The organism is Vibrio spartinae (assembly GCF_024347135.1).
GTDB classification, from domain to species: Bacteria; Pseudomonadota; Gammaproteobacteria; order Enterobacterales; family Vibrionaceae; genus Vibrio; species Vibrio spartinae.
The window spans coordinates 251,830-267,275 of the sequence record NZ_AP024907.1 but is presented as its reverse complement, the minus strand read 5'-3'; the positions used below and the strand labels follow the sequence as shown (position 1 = coordinate 267,275).

The window sequence follows — 15,446 nt, the reverse complement described above, 5'->3', positions numbered from 1 at the left end:
TAATATTCAACCACGAATCATTGCGATGTATCGCTCGATAGAAGGGAAAGCAGGAATGGAGAGACGTATGTCAGGCTAGCCTGTACATGCATTATCAAGTACACTGCCGAAGTCTTATTTCGGAGCACCAGTCACATGCTACAAAACCCAGTTCAGCTGCGTCTGCAGAAGCTTACCCCTTGGCAACAAATCACTTTTATGGTCAGCCTGTGTGAACGTATGTATCCCAATTACGCCATGTTTTGCGAGCATACAGTGTTTGCCGCTCATCCGACATATCGACAGATTTTGGATACAGTATGGGAGTCACTCACGGTCAAAAGTGCCAAGATAGACTTCGAGCGTCAACTCGAAAAATTAGAAGAACTGATTCCATCACAGGATGCATTCGATGTTTATGCAGTTTATCCTGCAATCGATGCCTGCGAAGCACTGGCAACACTCTTACATAGCCTGTTAGACAGAGATCAACTCACAGAAGCACTCGAACAAGTCAGCACCATTTCAGTGAACACGGTCGTACAACTGGAAGAAGCGCAAACAGATTTAGCAATCACCAATGAGAATCAAAAGCAAAATGAAGCGGTTTGTGCAGAGTGGGATATGCAATGGGCTATTTTCAGAGCCTTGAAAGAAGCAGAAGAGCGGGATATTGATCTGATAAAATCCCTCAGAGATGAGCTGAGGGAAGAGCGGGTGTCAAATATTGGGGTGAGTCTGTAGCAACACATCCCCCATATTTGATTGTCTGTACGCTATTTTCGGTATGAAAAGCTTGCGGTATGAAAAACGTTAATAGGCACCATCGCGGCGAAGAACCACGTTAACGGTTTTAAATAAGATCACAATATCGTTCCAAAGCGACCAGTTTTTGACATACCAACAATCTAGGTAAACGCGGGTATTGTAATCGATGTCGCTCCGCCCGCTGACTTGCCAAAGCCCGGAGATACCCGGTTTGGCACATAGGTAATAGTCTACATCATCCCCATAGCGCAGCAGCTCTTCATCGATGACAGGTCTTGGTCCAACAAGGCTCATGTCGCCTTTTAAAACATTCCACAACTGTGGCAGTTCATCCAGACTCGTTTCACGCAAGAAACGACCAATCGAGGTGATCCGCGGATCTTGTTTTAATTTAAACCATTGCTCCCACTCGGCCTTCGCTGCCGGATCGGTTGCCAACAGTTCATCCAGTAACGCTTGAGAATTCATCACCATCGAGCGGAATTTCAGACAGTTGAACTTTTTACCGTTCAATCCGACACGCTCATGCCCGTAAGTCACTGAACCACCGTCACGTGAGACCCTCCAGGCAATAAATAAGAAAAATGGAGCAAGTAAAACCAGTAGTGTTGCAGACCCCACAATATCGAACAAACGTTTAACAAAGCGTGAAGATTTACGCGGCAGATTATTCTTCAACCGTAACATCATGACTTCATGGCTAAAGAAATGTGAGATATCTGTCCCATAGAGGGGAATACCGCGCAAAGCCGGCACGATGGAAATATCTAAGAGTTGCCTTTTCATTGACTCTCTGATCCAAAACTCTCGTAATTCTGCTTGCTCTTTTTGCAGCGCAATAAACACTTTGTGGAATTCATCGACCCGATTAAAAAATTCAGTCCGGCTAATACAAGGAATATCAAAACGAGAGTTTACATGTCCCTCAGAAGGCACAACAATGGCAAGTACATCAAACCCAGTGGAAGGCTCACTTTGGAGAGCACAGTAGACACTCTCTGCATCTTCAATTTCACCGATGATCACGCAAGGCACTTTCCAAAAATCCAATTTATTCAATAATGCTTTTGCAAAGCTACGCAGTAATGGGAAGAGAACGATAACAATAGTCCATGTCAGCCACCAAATATCAGTAGAATAATTATATTCAAATGCAGCATGAACAGAAATCGAGACTAGCGCCATAAATAACAAAATGAACAATATATCTTTCAATTCATCCCAAAAAGGCTTGCGATAACTATAATGACGTTTACTCCCCCAAAACCATACAATCGAAGCAACACCGGACACTAAAAGTGTCAATACTTGTCCCCTGATGTCTTCATACATATATGCAAAAGATTCATACCCTTTCACATAAGTAACTGAAGCAAAAATAGAAAATAGAAAAGACAGACAATCAAAAAAAATAAGCGTCATCTTATTTATAATCGGTGAATAATGGACTACCCTGTCTATTTGATCACTATTTCCGTATGTCATCTGGGTCATGATTACACCTAATCGTATATAATTCACATTAATTGGTATAGAAACAAAACATGATAAAATCAAATTTCATCTTGATTTATTATCGTCATTCTCACTTTGAAGACAAAAAATTAAACTTGAAAATAGAAATCATTATTAACTTTCTCTGACTAACTTATACATGGACTTCCTCAATTTAACTGGTGACAAACGAAGAAAAGAATACAAAACACAGGAAAGAATGAACTGGTATAATTTAATATATCGTTTTCTATAACAGAACGTTCTGAATTTATATTCATTAATAAGATATTTAAACCCACCTCGGCGTCCATACTGTTCATGAGATATCCTAACTTTAATTAATGGCTTCTGTATACAGTAATATTTAACGCCAGAATTCATAAGCCTTAAATGAAGCTCATAATCTTCTAACAGTCCAACTGTTTCATTATACCCACCATAGTCATCAGTAATTTTTTTATAAAACATAATACTCGGATGGACAATAACATTTCTATAAGGTATAGCTTTTTTAATCTGGCTATCATTTTCAGGCGTTTTTTTTACACTCGATAGATCATAATGATCATCTGAAAAATCTGATGCCCAAGAACAAACAACATAATTCTTATCTTCCAAGGAAATTAGCTTATTATATTGTTCTTCAAGGCGTGTCCTATTAGATAAATCATCAGCATCCATTCTGGCTAGTATATTATTAGAGCTATACTGAATTGCCAAATTCATACAATATGCTAAGCCATGATTTTCTCTAAGATAGTAAACTTTAAAGTTACCTTTATACTTAAATTTGGATATGACTGATTGCTGTTGTTCATCAATTTCACCATCAACAACAAGAATAATTTCATCTGCAATATAAGACTGTTCAGCAAGGCTTTTTAGTGACTCATCAAGATACTTTGCTTCACTCCCCTTATATGTCGATATTATTATACTAACAGGGATTACAATCATACTTATTCTCTCCTAAAACTGTCTCAGCATGTTGAATTTTTTGTTGATGATAGAGACCATCACCAATACCCAAAAAAAACCAGAATATAATGTCATACCCTGTAAATTGAAATAAAGAAACAACAAAGAATAAAGTTATAAAATTTCTAAATTCAATAATATAATGCCTAAATACCCTATTAAATAAAATATATAAATATAGTAACAAAGGGATTACTCCCATGTCCAATAAGTATTGTAAGTATACATTATGAAAGTTATTTTCAATAAAGTTTATCCCGATTAAATCTCTAGCAAAAGCAACAGAGTTTCCAATGCCATATCCGGTTAAATTTGTCTTAAGTAATTGTAACCCTGCAAGCCACAACATTCCTCTTCCACTCGTTGTTACCTGTAGTTCATCTAAGGCATGTAACATACGGTGAATAATAGTTATATTATTGAAAAAATAAATAATCATTAAAGAAATAAATATCAAAAAAACAGATATGACGATTTTTTTCTTTTTACTAAAGAAAAGTGAAAGTCGTGCATATGTAAGAAAAGCGACTTCAATAATACCGACACGAGAAAGATAGATTATAGATAAAACAAATATAAAACCTACAGAAAAGTAAAATAATTTACGTTCATAAATAAAAAATATGGTAAGCAATGAGAGATAGGTAACTTCTATATTATGCCCTCCACCCATAAAAAAATACACACCAATCAGTGAGTGTTGATTTGTTGCATAGACTCGGGAAAGTTCATCAATATAAATGAGGTCTTTAATCAATATCGACAATATAAAAATGAATAATATTCTTTTCAGAAGTACATAAAGTTTCTTTGCATCGATTCTAATTCCAATATCTGATGCTATATAATAAACAAGCAAACAGTACAATGCTTGAAATATGATAAAATTCCCACCCAACAGATAAAATTTATATGTATTCACTAACAAGGCCAACAATATAAAAAGAGTCACATCATTTTTTAAAACAAAGAAATGACTTCTGATAAAAATAAATATGGCTATAATAGGAATAAGTATATGGTAAAACTTTACAGTTGAACCATTCGGCAATGTATAAAAGTTAAACTGAAAAAATATAGAAAACAGTAGTAACGAGACGAATAGACTACTTTCCTTTATTGGCGAAATTGACATAACAAACCTGCAGTGGATTAAAATCAAGATACCATAAGAAATATAACAAAGCGAATAGCTCAACACAGACGTAAGATAAAATCAAACCAGACAAATTAAACAATGCAGCACATATGACAATAAAGGGAAGACCTAAAATTAATAATGCCATAGAGTATCGGTAAATAATTAAATCATTGTTCATATTTAGATAATACTGCATTGCACATAGTGAACTTAAAGATATCGATGGTATAATCACGAGCATTAACAAAAACAATGGTATTATTTGCTCAAAAGATAGATATTGTTTATCAATTAAGAATGGTAAAATAATTTTACTTGACAAAACTAAGAACACACATACAGATAATGACAGAATCAATACCTTAAAAAATACTTTCGAAAAAATATTTTGTAGCATGTACTGATTATTTTGAGATATAGCTTGAACAAGCTTCGGCGTATAGAGTGTACTCAGTCGATTAATAAATATCAGTGGTGCTCTACATATTTGGTCTAATACTGAGTATATAGCCACTTCCCTGACACCTAATGCACTTCCTATGAACAAATAAATACCTTTTGTTACCAAAGCACTGGTTATGTTAGTAAACATCAATCTATAATTATTTTTAACCTTTCGTACAAAAGCTCTCATGTTTATGTCTATGCAAAAATTCAATACATGAAGGTTGTACAACAGAAAAATTAAATTTAAACAAATAAATGGTAACGTCACAATGAAAGATACGTAGTATATGTCTTTGTCATTATGAACAAAATAAAACAACAACAGTATACTCATTGAGAAAGAAAATATCATGATGAATACATAATAATGCATCTTGTTGATAATTTGATAAAAAATAAAAAAATCCAAACAAAAATAAACAAGATAAATCAACAAGCAATAAAAAAGTGGCTCATGAAACACATGAACAAAAGATAGTAAAAAGCATAGTAGAAATGAGATTGCTAAATAGAACAGTTTAATACTTATATACTCACTCATTTTCCTATTGAATTCTTCACATTCAAATTTATCCATGTATCGATTAAATGCATTGGATAAATCTCTCAGAGAATCATTCGCCAATCCAGAATTGGTTAGAATCGACAAAAAGTTAAACAATGAAAGGAAGAATATAAACTTACCGTATAATTCAAAAGAGACAGTTTTTAGTAAATATACATTCACTGACATCGGTAGCAGTATCAAAAAAAATTGCACTGCTGACATTGATATGATTTTCGAATTCATATGAGAACATATCTCTTAATCATTCTTTTGATGCATCGGGCTATAAAATAAAAATTAGTCATAAATATTGAACCAGCATATCGAAGTGAAGACTCTCTGACTTCAGATAATCCTTTGTAATAATACTTATCTGAATTACCATCTAAGGCAAAGTACGTAACCAGTTTGTCTGTATACTTCCCGGTAATATTTTTCACATATCCTCTGACAAGCCAGTCATAATCTGGTGCAACTTTTTTTGCTGTATCATAAAGACCAACAGTGTCTAAACACTGCTTTTTAAATACAATTGTCGGCTGGTTTACTCTAGGCATGGTGTATGCAATTTTTTTGATATAATTTTTGTCGCCTTTTAATAGCCTGTTGTAATCACCACCAAAATTCCCAATTAAACAATCTCCGAAAACAAAGTCACAATCCTCATCAAAACTTTCAACCGCATTCGATATAAAATCAGATGTAACATAGTCATCAGCATTCAGTAAGAATATTAACTCTCCGTTACAAATTGTAAATCCTTTATTGATTGCATCGGTTGCTCCTCCATCAGGTTCAGAGATCCAAAAGTCAATATGATTTTCATGGCTTTTAATCATATCTAGAGTCCCGTCGGTAGAGTCACCATCTATAATGATATATTCTATATTCGGATATGTTTGTTCAATAACGGACTGGATGGTTTTCTCTAGTGTTAAACTCGCATTTCGACAAATAGTTATGATTGAAACTAGTGGAATATCTTTATCTTTACTCTTTCCCTTTAAATACTGACCGCCTTTCTTTATATTTTCTGAACTTAAATATTCATCGTATGTTTTATAATTTCTGTTTTCGTTCATATGCCACCAGATTTATAATAAAAATAGGCTTAATTGTGTATAAACAATAAAATACTGCAACAAGCATTAGTCTCATAAATCTATATGACTAATGCTTTCCATAAAATTAAAATAGATATATGTTGATGTAATTAAACATTACCATATTTACTATTGCGAAGCATGGTATACCCTTTGATCAATTCTTGAATACCGAAATCAAGAGAAAATTGAGGCTTGTACCCTGTAGCTTCAATTTTCTCATTCGACACAATATAGTTTCTTTGGTCCGGATCTTTCCCTAGTTCAGCTTCAATAAAATTAAATCCATCGACATGTCGCTGGATAGTTTGACACAGTTCTTTTTTGGAAACATTGGCTTCACTCAGACCAACATTAAAGATTTCGCCACGCATTTCCTCAAAATTATTGATACCATGTTGGAATACACGAGAAATATCCCGGACATGAATATAGTTTCGCTTGAAATGGCTTTCGAACAAAACAACCGCCTTATCATGAACCGCTCTATAGGTAAAATCATTCACCAGTAAGTCAATGCGCATTCTTGGTGACATGCCAAAAACAGTGGCCAGCCGGAAACTAATCGCATTTTCATGCGCCATCAGTTCCTGCTCAACTGCGACTTTGTCAATCGCATATTTTGAAATGGGGCGCAACTCTGACTCTTCAGTACAATAATTGTTTTCATCTCCCGAGCCATACGCACTATTGGTTGTCGGCATCAAAATACGCTGATCTTTAGAAACGAGATCCAACATCAGTGAAATCGCATCATGATTTGTGGTTTCAGCACCAATCGGATCTCTGGCACACAGAGGCGCACCAACGTATGCGGCAAGCGGTATAATGACATCCGCTTTACGTATTAATGGCGCAATTGTATCTTTCACACGGGCATCACCGCGTACAACCTCAAAATTTTCATGATGACAAACATGATTCAGACTGGATTGCTGGAACATAAAGTTATCGACCACAGTGACTTTATGACCCAAACTCAGCAAATCAGGTACCAGCGTGGATCCTAGATATCCGGCTCCACCGGTCACTAAAATATTAAAAGACATGCATTACTCCTATCTTATTGAAGATTATTCTTTAAAAAGTTCGATTTCTACACATTCACATAAACTATGAGCCAAAACGATATGAAGCTCCTGAATCGCTGCAGTCGTAACACCTGGAGCAATAATGCAATAGTCAGCGAGTTCTTTAGCCTTGCCGCCATCATGACCGGTAAATAAGAGAGATGGTATATTGCACGATTTACATGCGTTCAGCGCATTGAGGATATTTTCAGAATTTCCGGATGTTGTAATCCCGAGAAAAATATCGTTCTTCGTCGCTTTGCCCAACAACTGGCGAGAAAATATCTGTTCATAACCGTAATCGTTACCGATAGCCGTTAAGATCGAACTATCGACCGTTAAAGCTTCAGCCGGAAGAGGCGCCCGGTCACATGCGAGCTTACTGACAAATTCAGCAGCCAAGTGTTGTGCATCTGCAGCAGACCCACCATTGCCAGCGATATACAACCGCCCCCCATTTTTGTAGCGTTTTATCACTTGATTCACTGCAGTTGAAAAAATCTCATTTTGAACATGGTCCTTGAGCATTTCTTGCTTTGCAGCGATTGATCGTTCTAAATTCCGAGTTAATACATTGGTGACTTGCATGATTAAACCTTTTCTAAGCCAATGATTGTTGGTGCTCTTGCATAGTCATAAGGCAAACCGATATCAATGAAACAAGAATCAAATTCAAGACCATAGATAGGCTCACCATGCGCCAGAAGCTGATAGAAGATATCCGATTCGAGAGAGAGCACTTGCCCTTTACTGTCATCAGCATAATGCCGCTTAATAACGGCCGGATTGATTAAATAGACACCGCCATTCGCCAGCTCTCCAGCTTTCCCTTTCTCTGCATTCAATGCTGTTATTTTGCCGGATGAGGTGATATCAATCCCCATATACCGTTGTGCTTCATCGGCCCGGAAAAGCGAAAATGTACAGTCGGATTGTGTTTGTTGATGGAATTGAGTGAGTTTGTCGAGCTCAATCGCAAAAAATGTGTCGCCATTCAATAATAAAAATGGTTCATCCTTATTGTTTAATTTTGCAATAGCAAGCAGAACGCCACCACCAGTTCCCAGAGGAGAAGGCTCTATCGCATATGATATGTCACATCCTCGATAGCTGGTGCCAAAATAGTCTTGGATAACCGAATATTGATAACCGACAGATAAAATAAAGTGGCTCACACCTTGATTCATCCAATAATCTAGTAAATATTCTAAAAATGGTTTTCCAGAAATTAAAGCCATTGGCTTGGGACGGTCAGAGACGACCTCTCGGAGACGTGTTCCCAGTCCGCCCGCCAGAATAATTGCCGTTGTCATCAGATCAATTCCTTGTCATGAGTGCGTATCAAGCACGCAAGATAATCTGTCTAGGCTTCGTTCAGCACTTTACAAATATAATCGATTTCACTATTTTTCAGATCAGGAAAATTACCGATATAAAAGCCATAGAAATGGATATGCTCGGTTTGAGGATATTGCTTATATAAATCCTCAGCAACGACACCTTTCAGATAAGGTTGACGTAACTGGTTACCACCACCGGCACTACCACGTCGATACTCAATGCCTTCCGCTCGCAATCTTTCTTCGACTCTTGCGACCAGCGCATCATCTTTCTCTTTCAGTACAACATTAAACGCGTAGTTGCTTGACCCTTCGAAGTGGAAATCATTTCTGTATTTAGAACTATCTAAATTTTCAAAAAAACGAGTTTGATTCTCAGTTCGAATCCTGACATTGTCATCGAGTCGCTTGAGTTGACTTAGTCCAAGAATTCCGCCAATTTCATTGTTTCTGACGTTATACGCTGGGTATGCAAAGATGAAATCTTTATTCAGTTCCGGATAGTTGCGGATATATTCATCCTTCAGGTCCTGTTCTGTTGACTCTCTCACCATGCCATGACCACGTAAAATTCGTAACTGCTGGTATGTTTCATAGTCATTGGTACAGATCATGCCACCTTCTATCGTGCTCATGTGGTGAGCATAATAAAATGAGAAGTTCGACATATCACCGAAACTCCCGACTTTCTGACCATGATGGGTTGCACCATGAGATTCACAAACATCTTCAATCAAAGCAATATTACGACGCTTGAGCTCATGTAACAGCTCATCGGTCAACCCATTAAATCCCTGAATATGCGATAAAAATACCGCCCGGGTTTTATCGGTGATCTTATCGATAATCTGATGTGTATCCATGCCCAACGTGTGAGGGTTAATTTCTGCAAAAACGGGGGTGAAACCACAATGAATCACAGAAGAGATGTCAGAAACCCACGTTAAAGGCGGTACAATCACTTCACCACCTTCAGGATAACGAATCTTCAGAACAGACATAGATAATAAGTTGGCCGATGAACCAGAGCTGACAAATACCGAGTATTGAACACCTAACCATTCGGACCAGGCAGCTTCAAACTCACGGCAACGCGGCCCATTGGTTAAAATCGGATTATCTTCCTGTAACAGTCGAATCACCGGCTCTAAGTCTTCTCGAAGAATATTATTTCTCATCAGAGGAAATTTAATCATTAGCTCTATCTCTATGTTCCAAATGAATTTGAAGGAAATCTTGTATCTGACCCACGACAGATTCGGTTCCTATCCCAACCTGTTCATGTAATTCGTCACGCTTACCTAATTCAAAGCGATAATCCGCTTCAACACCAATGCCGAGGAAAGGTTGAGTCATACGATGAGTTCGTAGCAGTTCTCCGATGCGGGCATCCACACCGCCACGGCCTCGGAATCCTTCTTCCATAGAGACAATCACTTTACTCTGATGAAGCTGTTGTATGAGAGATGACTCATCGCAATCTTGTATATCAAACAGATCAATCACAGCAATCGAGACCCCGATTTGTTCAAACCGTTGTGCAACTTTCAGTGCTGTGTGAACCATATACCCCGTCGCAATCAGTGCGACATCCCCTTGAGAGGTCAAACAATTGAACCCTTTATTCAGCTCAATAGATCGATTTTCATAGAGCGGAGGCAAGACTTGGGCATCAAGACGAATATATTTCGGTTGATCGACATTGATACATTTTGAAAATATTTCTGAAGATAAAAGATGATCACTTGGAGAAAATAGCTGGAAATTAGCAAGTGAACGAATCAGAGTCAGATCTTCATAACACTGGTGGGTAGGTCCCGAGACCACATAGCTATACCCGGCACCGACACCAATAAGATTGACATTAATTTTGCGAACTTTTGATAACAGAGCCAAACATACCCGTAACTGCTCATAACAACGCATGGTAATAAATGGTGCAATCGCATAAGCAAAGACTTTGAATCCTTCCAGTGCAAGTCCAGATGCAACATTAATTAAATTTTGCTCGGCAATACCAACATTTTTAAACCGCTCAGGGAAGTCAGCTCTGATTTTATCTAATACCGGAGAACCAAAATCGGCAGTCACGAAAAATATTGAGGGATCATCTTTCATCGAGTGCCATATTTTTTCCAGCAATGCATCTCGCATTGCAATAGGTTTATTATTCATATGATGACTCTATCAAGTTGTCGATAACGTCTGGCTTAACACCAAGAATATGAGACAGTTCCTTATTTTCTAAATCAGGAACGCCTCTTCCTTTGATCGTGTTACATATCAGCGCTTTGGGTTGCTGTTGATGGGTCGATTTCAGTTCGACCAACTGTTCTCTCAGCAGATTCACATTGTGGCCATCCACGACGCGCGCATCCCAGCCAAATGATTGTAATTTTTCACAAAGATTACGATGAGAAACAATATCATCGGTATAACCCAACATACTGATCGCATTGTTATCGACAATTAGATTCAGATTATCCAACTGATGTTGTGCCGCAAACATAATCGCTTCCCAACATGCGCCTTCATGAAGCTCGCCGTCTCCGGTCACCACAAACACCTGCTGTGATTTTTGTTTAGTTTTGAGACCAACCGCCATACCGGAAGCAACACCAAGACCATGGCCAAGAGAACCATTGACGGTTTCATATCCCGGAATCACAGGGTCGGGAATGCCCCCTAAAAATCCGCCCTGACAACAGACCCGCAGCAACTCTTCTTGCTCAAAAAAGCCGAGATCGGCCAGTATCGGATACATGCAGATGGAACCATGACCTTTACTGATAATGCAGCGATCACGTTCATCATCAAGAGGCTCTGCCGAGTTGAAATTAAGAACATTGCCGTAATACAAAGCAACAAAGATTTCTACGGGAGATAAAGAAGAAGCAATTCTAGTTTCGGGCGCGCGGCGATTAATGGCTAATGTTTCACGCCATACCCAACGGGCTTTCTCCTCTAAATCCACATCGATATTAATCGGAAGCATCTGAATAACTCTCCTTATACCAACGGTATGTTTCTTTCAGACCATCGAGAAATGAGGTCTCAGGTTGCCAGCCCAGCTTTCTTAATCTTGTGCTGTCGAGTAATTTTCTGGGCGCACCATCAGGCTTCGAGGTATCCCATCGAATCTCACCATCATAACCAACAGTCGCCTGAATCATTTCGGAGAGCTCTTTGATCGAGTACTCATCACCACTACTAATGTTGAGTGGTACTTCAAGTTGTTCGGTATCCGACGCCATGATCGTCAGGACTGCCTTTGCCACATCAGATGAAAATACAAACTCTCTACGGGGAGACCCTGTTCCCCATAACTCAACATAAGGTAACTGCTGCTGCTTTGCTTCATGAATGCGGCGAATCAAAGCAGACAGAACATGCCCCGATTTCGGATCAAAGTTATCAAAAGGTCCGAAGACACTGTTTGGAATGACCGAAATAAACTGCGTGCCGTATTGCCGATTAAATGCATCACATAGCTGTAAGCCTGCTAACTTTGCCGTCGCATAAGGCAAACTGGTTGGCTCGGGTTTCGCGGTTAATAGCATGTCTTCTGACATTGCCTGAAGACACTCTCGAGGATACATACAAGAAGAACCAAACAAGATCAGTTTTTTGACTGAAAATTTTTGTGCACTTTCAATGACATTGAGTTGTATTTTTAAATTTTCAGTTAAAAAGTCAGCAGGTGTTTCCTGATTTTGAATAATGCCACCAACTTTCCCTGCGGCAAGAAAGACATAATCAGGTCTGTTGTTCTCGAAAAACGTCTCTACAGCATGACTGTCTGTTAAATCAAGTTCTCGATGATCTTTTACAATAAGATTGCGATAACCACGAGAATGACACTCTGAATAGATAGCAGACCCAATTAACCCACGATGCCCAGCGATATATATTTTTATATCTTTATTCATATTTACTCACTTTTATAATAAGCAATACTAGCGCCATTATCTTCAAAATTAAAAGGAACACAGATAAGATGAGACAACCTTTCTAATATTTTGGGTTGGATTTCAGGTTTCGCAAAGATAAGGACAAATCCACCGCCACCAGCGCCAAGAACCTTACCCCCTTCAGCCCCGAGATCTCTCGCTACTTGATAAATCTCATCGATGGTACTGTTTGATATTTTCTCAGACAATTGCTTCTTATAGCGCCAACTTTCATGCAGTAACTTACCGAATTCAAGTATTGATATGTTAGGGTTTGAAAGTATATTGATCGCTTCAGGTACCATCTCCTGCATGGTTTTCAGTTCTGATTCTCTTTTATTAATATTCTTTATCTGGCTACCAGTAATATCAGAAGAAAAGCGAGTCACACCTGTGAAAAATAACATCAGATGATCATTGAGCTCTTTTTTTCTTTCTTCAGGGATAATGATTGGAGAAACAGAAAAGTCGTCATTGGTCATAAAATCGATCCGATTCAGCCCACCGTAAACGGTAGCAATCTGATCCTGAGAACCAACCACGTCATGAATAACATTTTGTTCGATATGGATCACTTCTTTGGCGAGATGATATTTATCAATCATTTCACCGGATAGACTTTTCACAGCGAGATACAAACCAGCCGTAAACGAGGAACTCGAACCAAGCCCAGAGCGGGCTGGTAAATCACCATCATGATGAATCTCTAAACCATCTTGAATATCTAAGTAATCGAAGATCCCTTTTACCGCCGGATGTTTGATTTCTGACGTATCCTTTATATTCTCAATATGTGAATAAACGATTCTGTGTTTATGCTCGAAGAAGGGAGGTAGATGACGGCAAGTGATATAACAATATTTATCTATCGATGTTGAGAGTACATTGCCACCATGTTGTCTGTACCAGTCTGGGAAATCGGTACCGCCGCCGAAAAAAGAAATTCTGAACGGTGTTTTCGTAATAATCATTTCAATCCCTCTATTGAAGTCTGTTATCCATAGATGAAGAGAGTTAACTTTAAAAGATAAACTCTTATCAAAAGCAATAATTAATCTCCCAAAATTCGGCGTTTTAATTTTATTTTTGCCATATTTTCGATGTTATTACGCTCTTTTATTCCCAGCTTTCCCTCAATCATATTTAAATAATCAGGATTAGTGAAAAATTGCTGCCAAGCATAATCTCTGAATTTAAGGACTTCAGCGGCGCTTACATGACGGGTCGGTAATGGCGTACTATGATATGAAAGAAAAGCGTAACCATCATAGCTCTCTGGTAACTTCCAATTATTTCGTTTTGCTTCAAAATAAATAGGACTTCCCGGTAACGCCTGACATGGATACATATTGGCCATTTCAGTGTTCAATTCGATGGCTAAATCTAGAGTATCCTGCATGGTTTCTAGCGTATCTTCAGGGAAACCAAAAATAAAATTGCTGATAATTTTAATGTCATAAGATTGAATCATTTTACATATTTTACGGATGTTGACATCTCGAAAAGTGCCTTTCGATACTTGCTGGCGAACAACCTGATTGCCAGACTCAACCCCAAGAGCCAGCCAATTGACACCCGCCTGTTTAAAGAGTTCGAGTTCTCTTTCCCGAATCGTATCAACACGTGCATACGCCCACATGTTGAAATCAAACTTCTCTTCAATACAACGCTCCAGAATCGGATGATAATGTTTCCGATTGAGAAAAAACATCTCATCACTGATACGCAGGGTTTTCACCCCCATATCTGACAGTTTTCTCATTTCCCGAATCACCCAGTCGGTACTCCAAAAACGCATACCTCGAGAATCGGCCGCACTGACTTCATCCCCGTTATCCATTCGATTGACAATATTGATCATGCAAAAATTGCACGCAAAATTGCAGCCAAGCGCTGTATATATTGCAGCGAAAGGCGTTCTTTTTTCATGATCGAAGTCGGCATGCCAGAAATGCGCACGATACAGGTCAAGCGGATATTCCCGATAGGGGAGTAAGTCCCATGCATAACCCGGCATGTCTTGATCCATACACTCTTGCGGAACCACTTTTTCCGGTGGATTTAATACGGGCTGACCTGATATATTCGGTTTATATCCAATGCCACGAACATCCATCAGATCTGAATCCAAATTACCGGCTAACAAATTGTGCAGTGCGTATACACCTTCATTCAGTAAAGCAATATCAACACAATCATAAGATAAGACATCTTTGGGTAGCGCACTGGTATGAGAGCCCACAAAGGCTATTTTTGCTTGCAGTCCGGATTCTTTTAAAGCTTCAGCTAAAGCTAAAGCACCAATCATATTGGTCGTTCCGGAGTTAGGATTTTGCCCGTAGACGACAAAAACAACCAGTCTTGGTTCTGACTCAATGACTCGTTTTACCGAAGACTGAATATCAAGTCGTTCAGCATCACTGTCAAGAATACCGACATCGAAATCTTTGGCACGACACGACTCAGCTAATAAGAGAGCCCATGTCGGTGGTTCAATCGCAGAATATGTTTTTGCCAGATCTTGATATACATGAGCTGATGAGCTGGGGTTTATAAATAAAGCATCTACCATACTGACTCCAAATCAATGTCATTCTATTATATAAAAACTTAACTTGGTTAATAA

At 38.4% G+C, this 15,446-nt stretch carries 15 protein-coding genes; 1 reads left to right on the top strand and 14 read right to left on the bottom strand.

All coding sequences use genetic code 11. The features are described 5' to 3' along the window. Positions 1 to 135: 135 nt before the first annotated feature. Positions 136 to 723: a YjaG family protein gene (locus tag OCU60_RS01140; RefSeq protein WP_074372254.1), complete on the top strand. Its 588-nt coding sequence runs from the start codon at positions 136 to 138 to the stop codon at positions 721 to 723. A 69-nt stretch (positions 724 to 792) separates the two neighbouring features. On the opposite strand, the gene wbaP is transcribed toward OCU60_RS01140, so the two are convergent. The 14 genes from wbaP to OCU60_RS01075 form a co-directional block, all read right to left on the bottom strand. Beyond that, a complete protein-coding gene (gene wbaP, locus OCU60_RS01135) occupies positions 793 to 2,232 on the bottom strand; it encodes an undecaprenyl-phosphate galactose phosphotransferase WbaP (protein WP_162841953.1) in 1,440 nt (479 codons plus the stop codon). 144 nt (positions 2,233 to 2,376) lie between these two features. Next, on the bottom strand, positions 2,377 to 3,201 hold the full coding sequence (locus tag OCU60_RS01130; protein ID WP_074372256.1) for a glycosyltransferase: 825 nt from the start codon (positions 3,199 to 3,201) through the stop codon (positions 2,377 to 2,379). Continuing rightward, complete coding sequence (locus OCU60_RS01125) at positions 3,182 to 4,144, bottom strand: O-antigen ligase family protein (RefSeq protein ID WP_159439444.1); 963 nt, start codon at positions 4,142 to 4,144, stop codon at positions 3,182 to 3,184. Before OCU60_RS01125 ends, OCU60_RS01130 begins: the two co-directional genes overlap by 20 nt. Positions 4,145 to 4,328: 184 nt before the next feature. Further along, positions 4,329 to 5,579 (bottom strand): oligosaccharide flippase family protein, encoded by a 1,251-nt coding sequence (locus OCU60_RS22990; protein WP_390903491.1) that lies wholly within the window; start codon positions 5,577 to 5,579, stop codon positions 4,329 to 4,331. Positions 5,580 to 5,596: 17 nt separating this feature from the next. Next, positions 5,597 to 6,439, bottom strand: a complete 843-nt coding sequence (locus tag OCU60_RS01120) for a glycosyltransferase family 2 protein (RefSeq protein ID WP_074372259.1) — start codon at positions 6,437 to 6,439, stop codon at positions 5,597 to 5,599. Between the two features lie 131 nt (positions 6,440 to 6,570). Beyond that, a complete protein-coding gene (locus OCU60_RS01115; RefSeq protein ID WP_074372260.1) occupies positions 6,571 to 7,509 on the bottom strand; it encodes an NAD-dependent epimerase/dehydratase family protein in 939 nt (312 codons plus the stop codon). A gap of 24 nt (positions 7,510 to 7,533) precedes the next feature. Beyond that, entirely contained in the window at positions 7,534 to 8,118 is a 585-nt protein-coding gene (locus tag OCU60_RS01110) for a D-sedoheptulose-7-phosphate isomerase (RefSeq protein ID WP_074372261.1), read from the bottom strand. A gap of 2 nt (positions 8,119 to 8,120) precedes the next feature. Continuing rightward, positions 8,121 to 8,843, bottom strand: coding sequence for a nucleotidyltransferase family protein (locus OCU60_RS01105; protein ID WP_074372262.1), 723 nt, complete (start codon positions 8,841 to 8,843; stop codon positions 8,121 to 8,123). Between the two features lie 50 nt (positions 8,844 to 8,893). Next, positions 8,894 to 10,066 carry a DegT/DnrJ/EryC1/StrS family aminotransferase gene (locus OCU60_RS01100; RefSeq protein ID WP_083602595.1) on the bottom strand — a complete coding sequence of 391 codons (1,173 nt, stop codon included), beginning with the start codon at positions 10,064 to 10,066 and terminating at the stop codon, positions 8,894 to 8,896. After that, positions 10,059 to 11,045 (bottom strand): transketolase family protein, encoded by a 987-nt coding sequence (locus OCU60_RS01095; protein WP_074372263.1) that lies wholly within the window; start codon positions 11,043 to 11,045, stop codon positions 10,059 to 10,061. The genes OCU60_RS01100 and OCU60_RS01095 overlap by 8 nt, the downstream gene beginning before the upstream one ends. Beyond that, on the bottom strand, positions 11,038 to 11,865 hold the full coding sequence (locus tag OCU60_RS01090; protein WP_074372264.1) for a transketolase: 828 nt from the start codon (positions 11,863 to 11,865) through the stop codon (positions 11,038 to 11,040). Before OCU60_RS01090 ends, OCU60_RS01095 begins: the two co-directional genes overlap by 8 nt. Next, complete coding sequence (locus OCU60_RS01085) at positions 11,852 to 12,799, bottom strand: GDP-L-fucose synthase family protein (protein ID WP_074372265.1); 948 nt, start codon at positions 12,797 to 12,799, stop codon at positions 11,852 to 11,854. Before OCU60_RS01085 ends, OCU60_RS01090 begins: the two co-directional genes overlap by 14 nt. A gap of 2 nt (positions 12,800 to 12,801) precedes the next feature. After that, positions 12,802 to 13,791 carry a GHMP family kinase ATP-binding protein gene (locus OCU60_RS01080; RefSeq protein WP_074372266.1) on the bottom strand — a complete coding sequence of 330 codons (990 nt, stop codon included), beginning with the start codon at positions 13,789 to 13,791 and terminating at the stop codon, positions 12,802 to 12,804. Positions 13,792 to 13,871: 80 nt separating this feature from the next. Beyond that, the gene (locus tag OCU60_RS01075) at positions 13,872 to 15,392 is read right to left on the bottom strand and encodes a B12-binding domain-containing radical SAM protein (RefSeq protein WP_074372267.1); all 1,521 of its coding nucleotides are present in this window, start codon (positions 15,390 to 15,392) and stop codon (positions 13,872 to 13,874) included. Positions 15,393 to 15,446: the final 54 nt, after the last annotated feature.

Excerpts from the sequence above, each read along its gene's own strand:
- OCU60_RS01080 (WP_074372266.1), bottom strand. The coding sequence starts at position 13,791 with ATGATTATTACGAAAACACCGTTCAGAATTTCTTTTTTCGGCGGCGGT.
- OCU60_RS01110 (WP_074372261.1), bottom strand. The coding sequence starts at position 8,118 with ATGCAAGTCACCAATGTATTAACTCGGAATTTAGAACGATCAATCGCT.
- OCU60_RS01105 (WP_074372262.1), bottom strand. The coding sequence starts at position 8,843 with ATGACAACGGCAATTATTCTGGCGGGCGGACTGGGAACACGTCTCCGA.
- OCU60_RS01120 (WP_074372259.1), bottom strand. The coding sequence starts at position 6,439 with ATGAACGAAAACAGAAATTATAAAACATACGATGAATATTTAAGTTCA.
- OCU60_RS01090 (WP_074372264.1), bottom strand. The coding sequence starts at position 11,865 with ATGCTTCCGATTAATATCGATGTGGATTTAGAGGAGAAAGCCCGTTGG.
- OCU60_RS01130 (WP_074372256.1), bottom strand. The coding sequence starts at position 3,201 with ATGATTGTAATCCCTGTTAGTATAATAATATCGACATATAAGGGGAGT.
- OCU60_RS01085 (WP_074372265.1), bottom strand. The coding sequence starts at position 12,799 with ATGAATAAAGATATAAAAATATATATCGCTGGGCATCGTGGGTTAATT.
- OCU60_RS01140 (WP_074372254.1), top strand. The coding sequence starts at position 136 with ATGCTACAAAACCCAGTTCAGCTGCGTCTGCAGAAGCTTACCCCTTGG.
- OCU60_RS01115 (WP_074372260.1), bottom strand. The coding sequence starts at position 7,509 with ATGTCTTTTAATATTTTAGTGACCGGTGGAGCCGGATATCTAGGATCC.
- OCU60_RS01075 (WP_074372267.1), bottom strand. The coding sequence starts at position 15,392 with ATGGTAGATGCTTTATTTATAAACCCCAGCTCATCAGCTCATGTATAT.
- OCU60_RS01100 (WP_083602595.1), bottom strand. The coding sequence starts at position 10,066 with ATGATTAAATTTCCTCTGATGAGAAATAATATTCTTCGAGAAGACTTA.
- wbaP (WP_162841953.1), bottom strand. The coding sequence starts at position 2,232 with ATGACATACGGAAATAGTGATCAAATAGACAGGGTAGTCCATTATTCA.
- OCU60_RS01095 (WP_074372263.1), bottom strand. The coding sequence starts at position 11,045 with ATGAATAATAAACCTATTGCAATGCGAGATGCATTGCTGGAAAAAATA.
- OCU60_RS22990 (WP_390903491.1), bottom strand. The coding sequence starts at position 5,579 with ATGTCAGCAGTGCAATTTTTTTTGATACTGCTACCGATGTCAGTGAAT.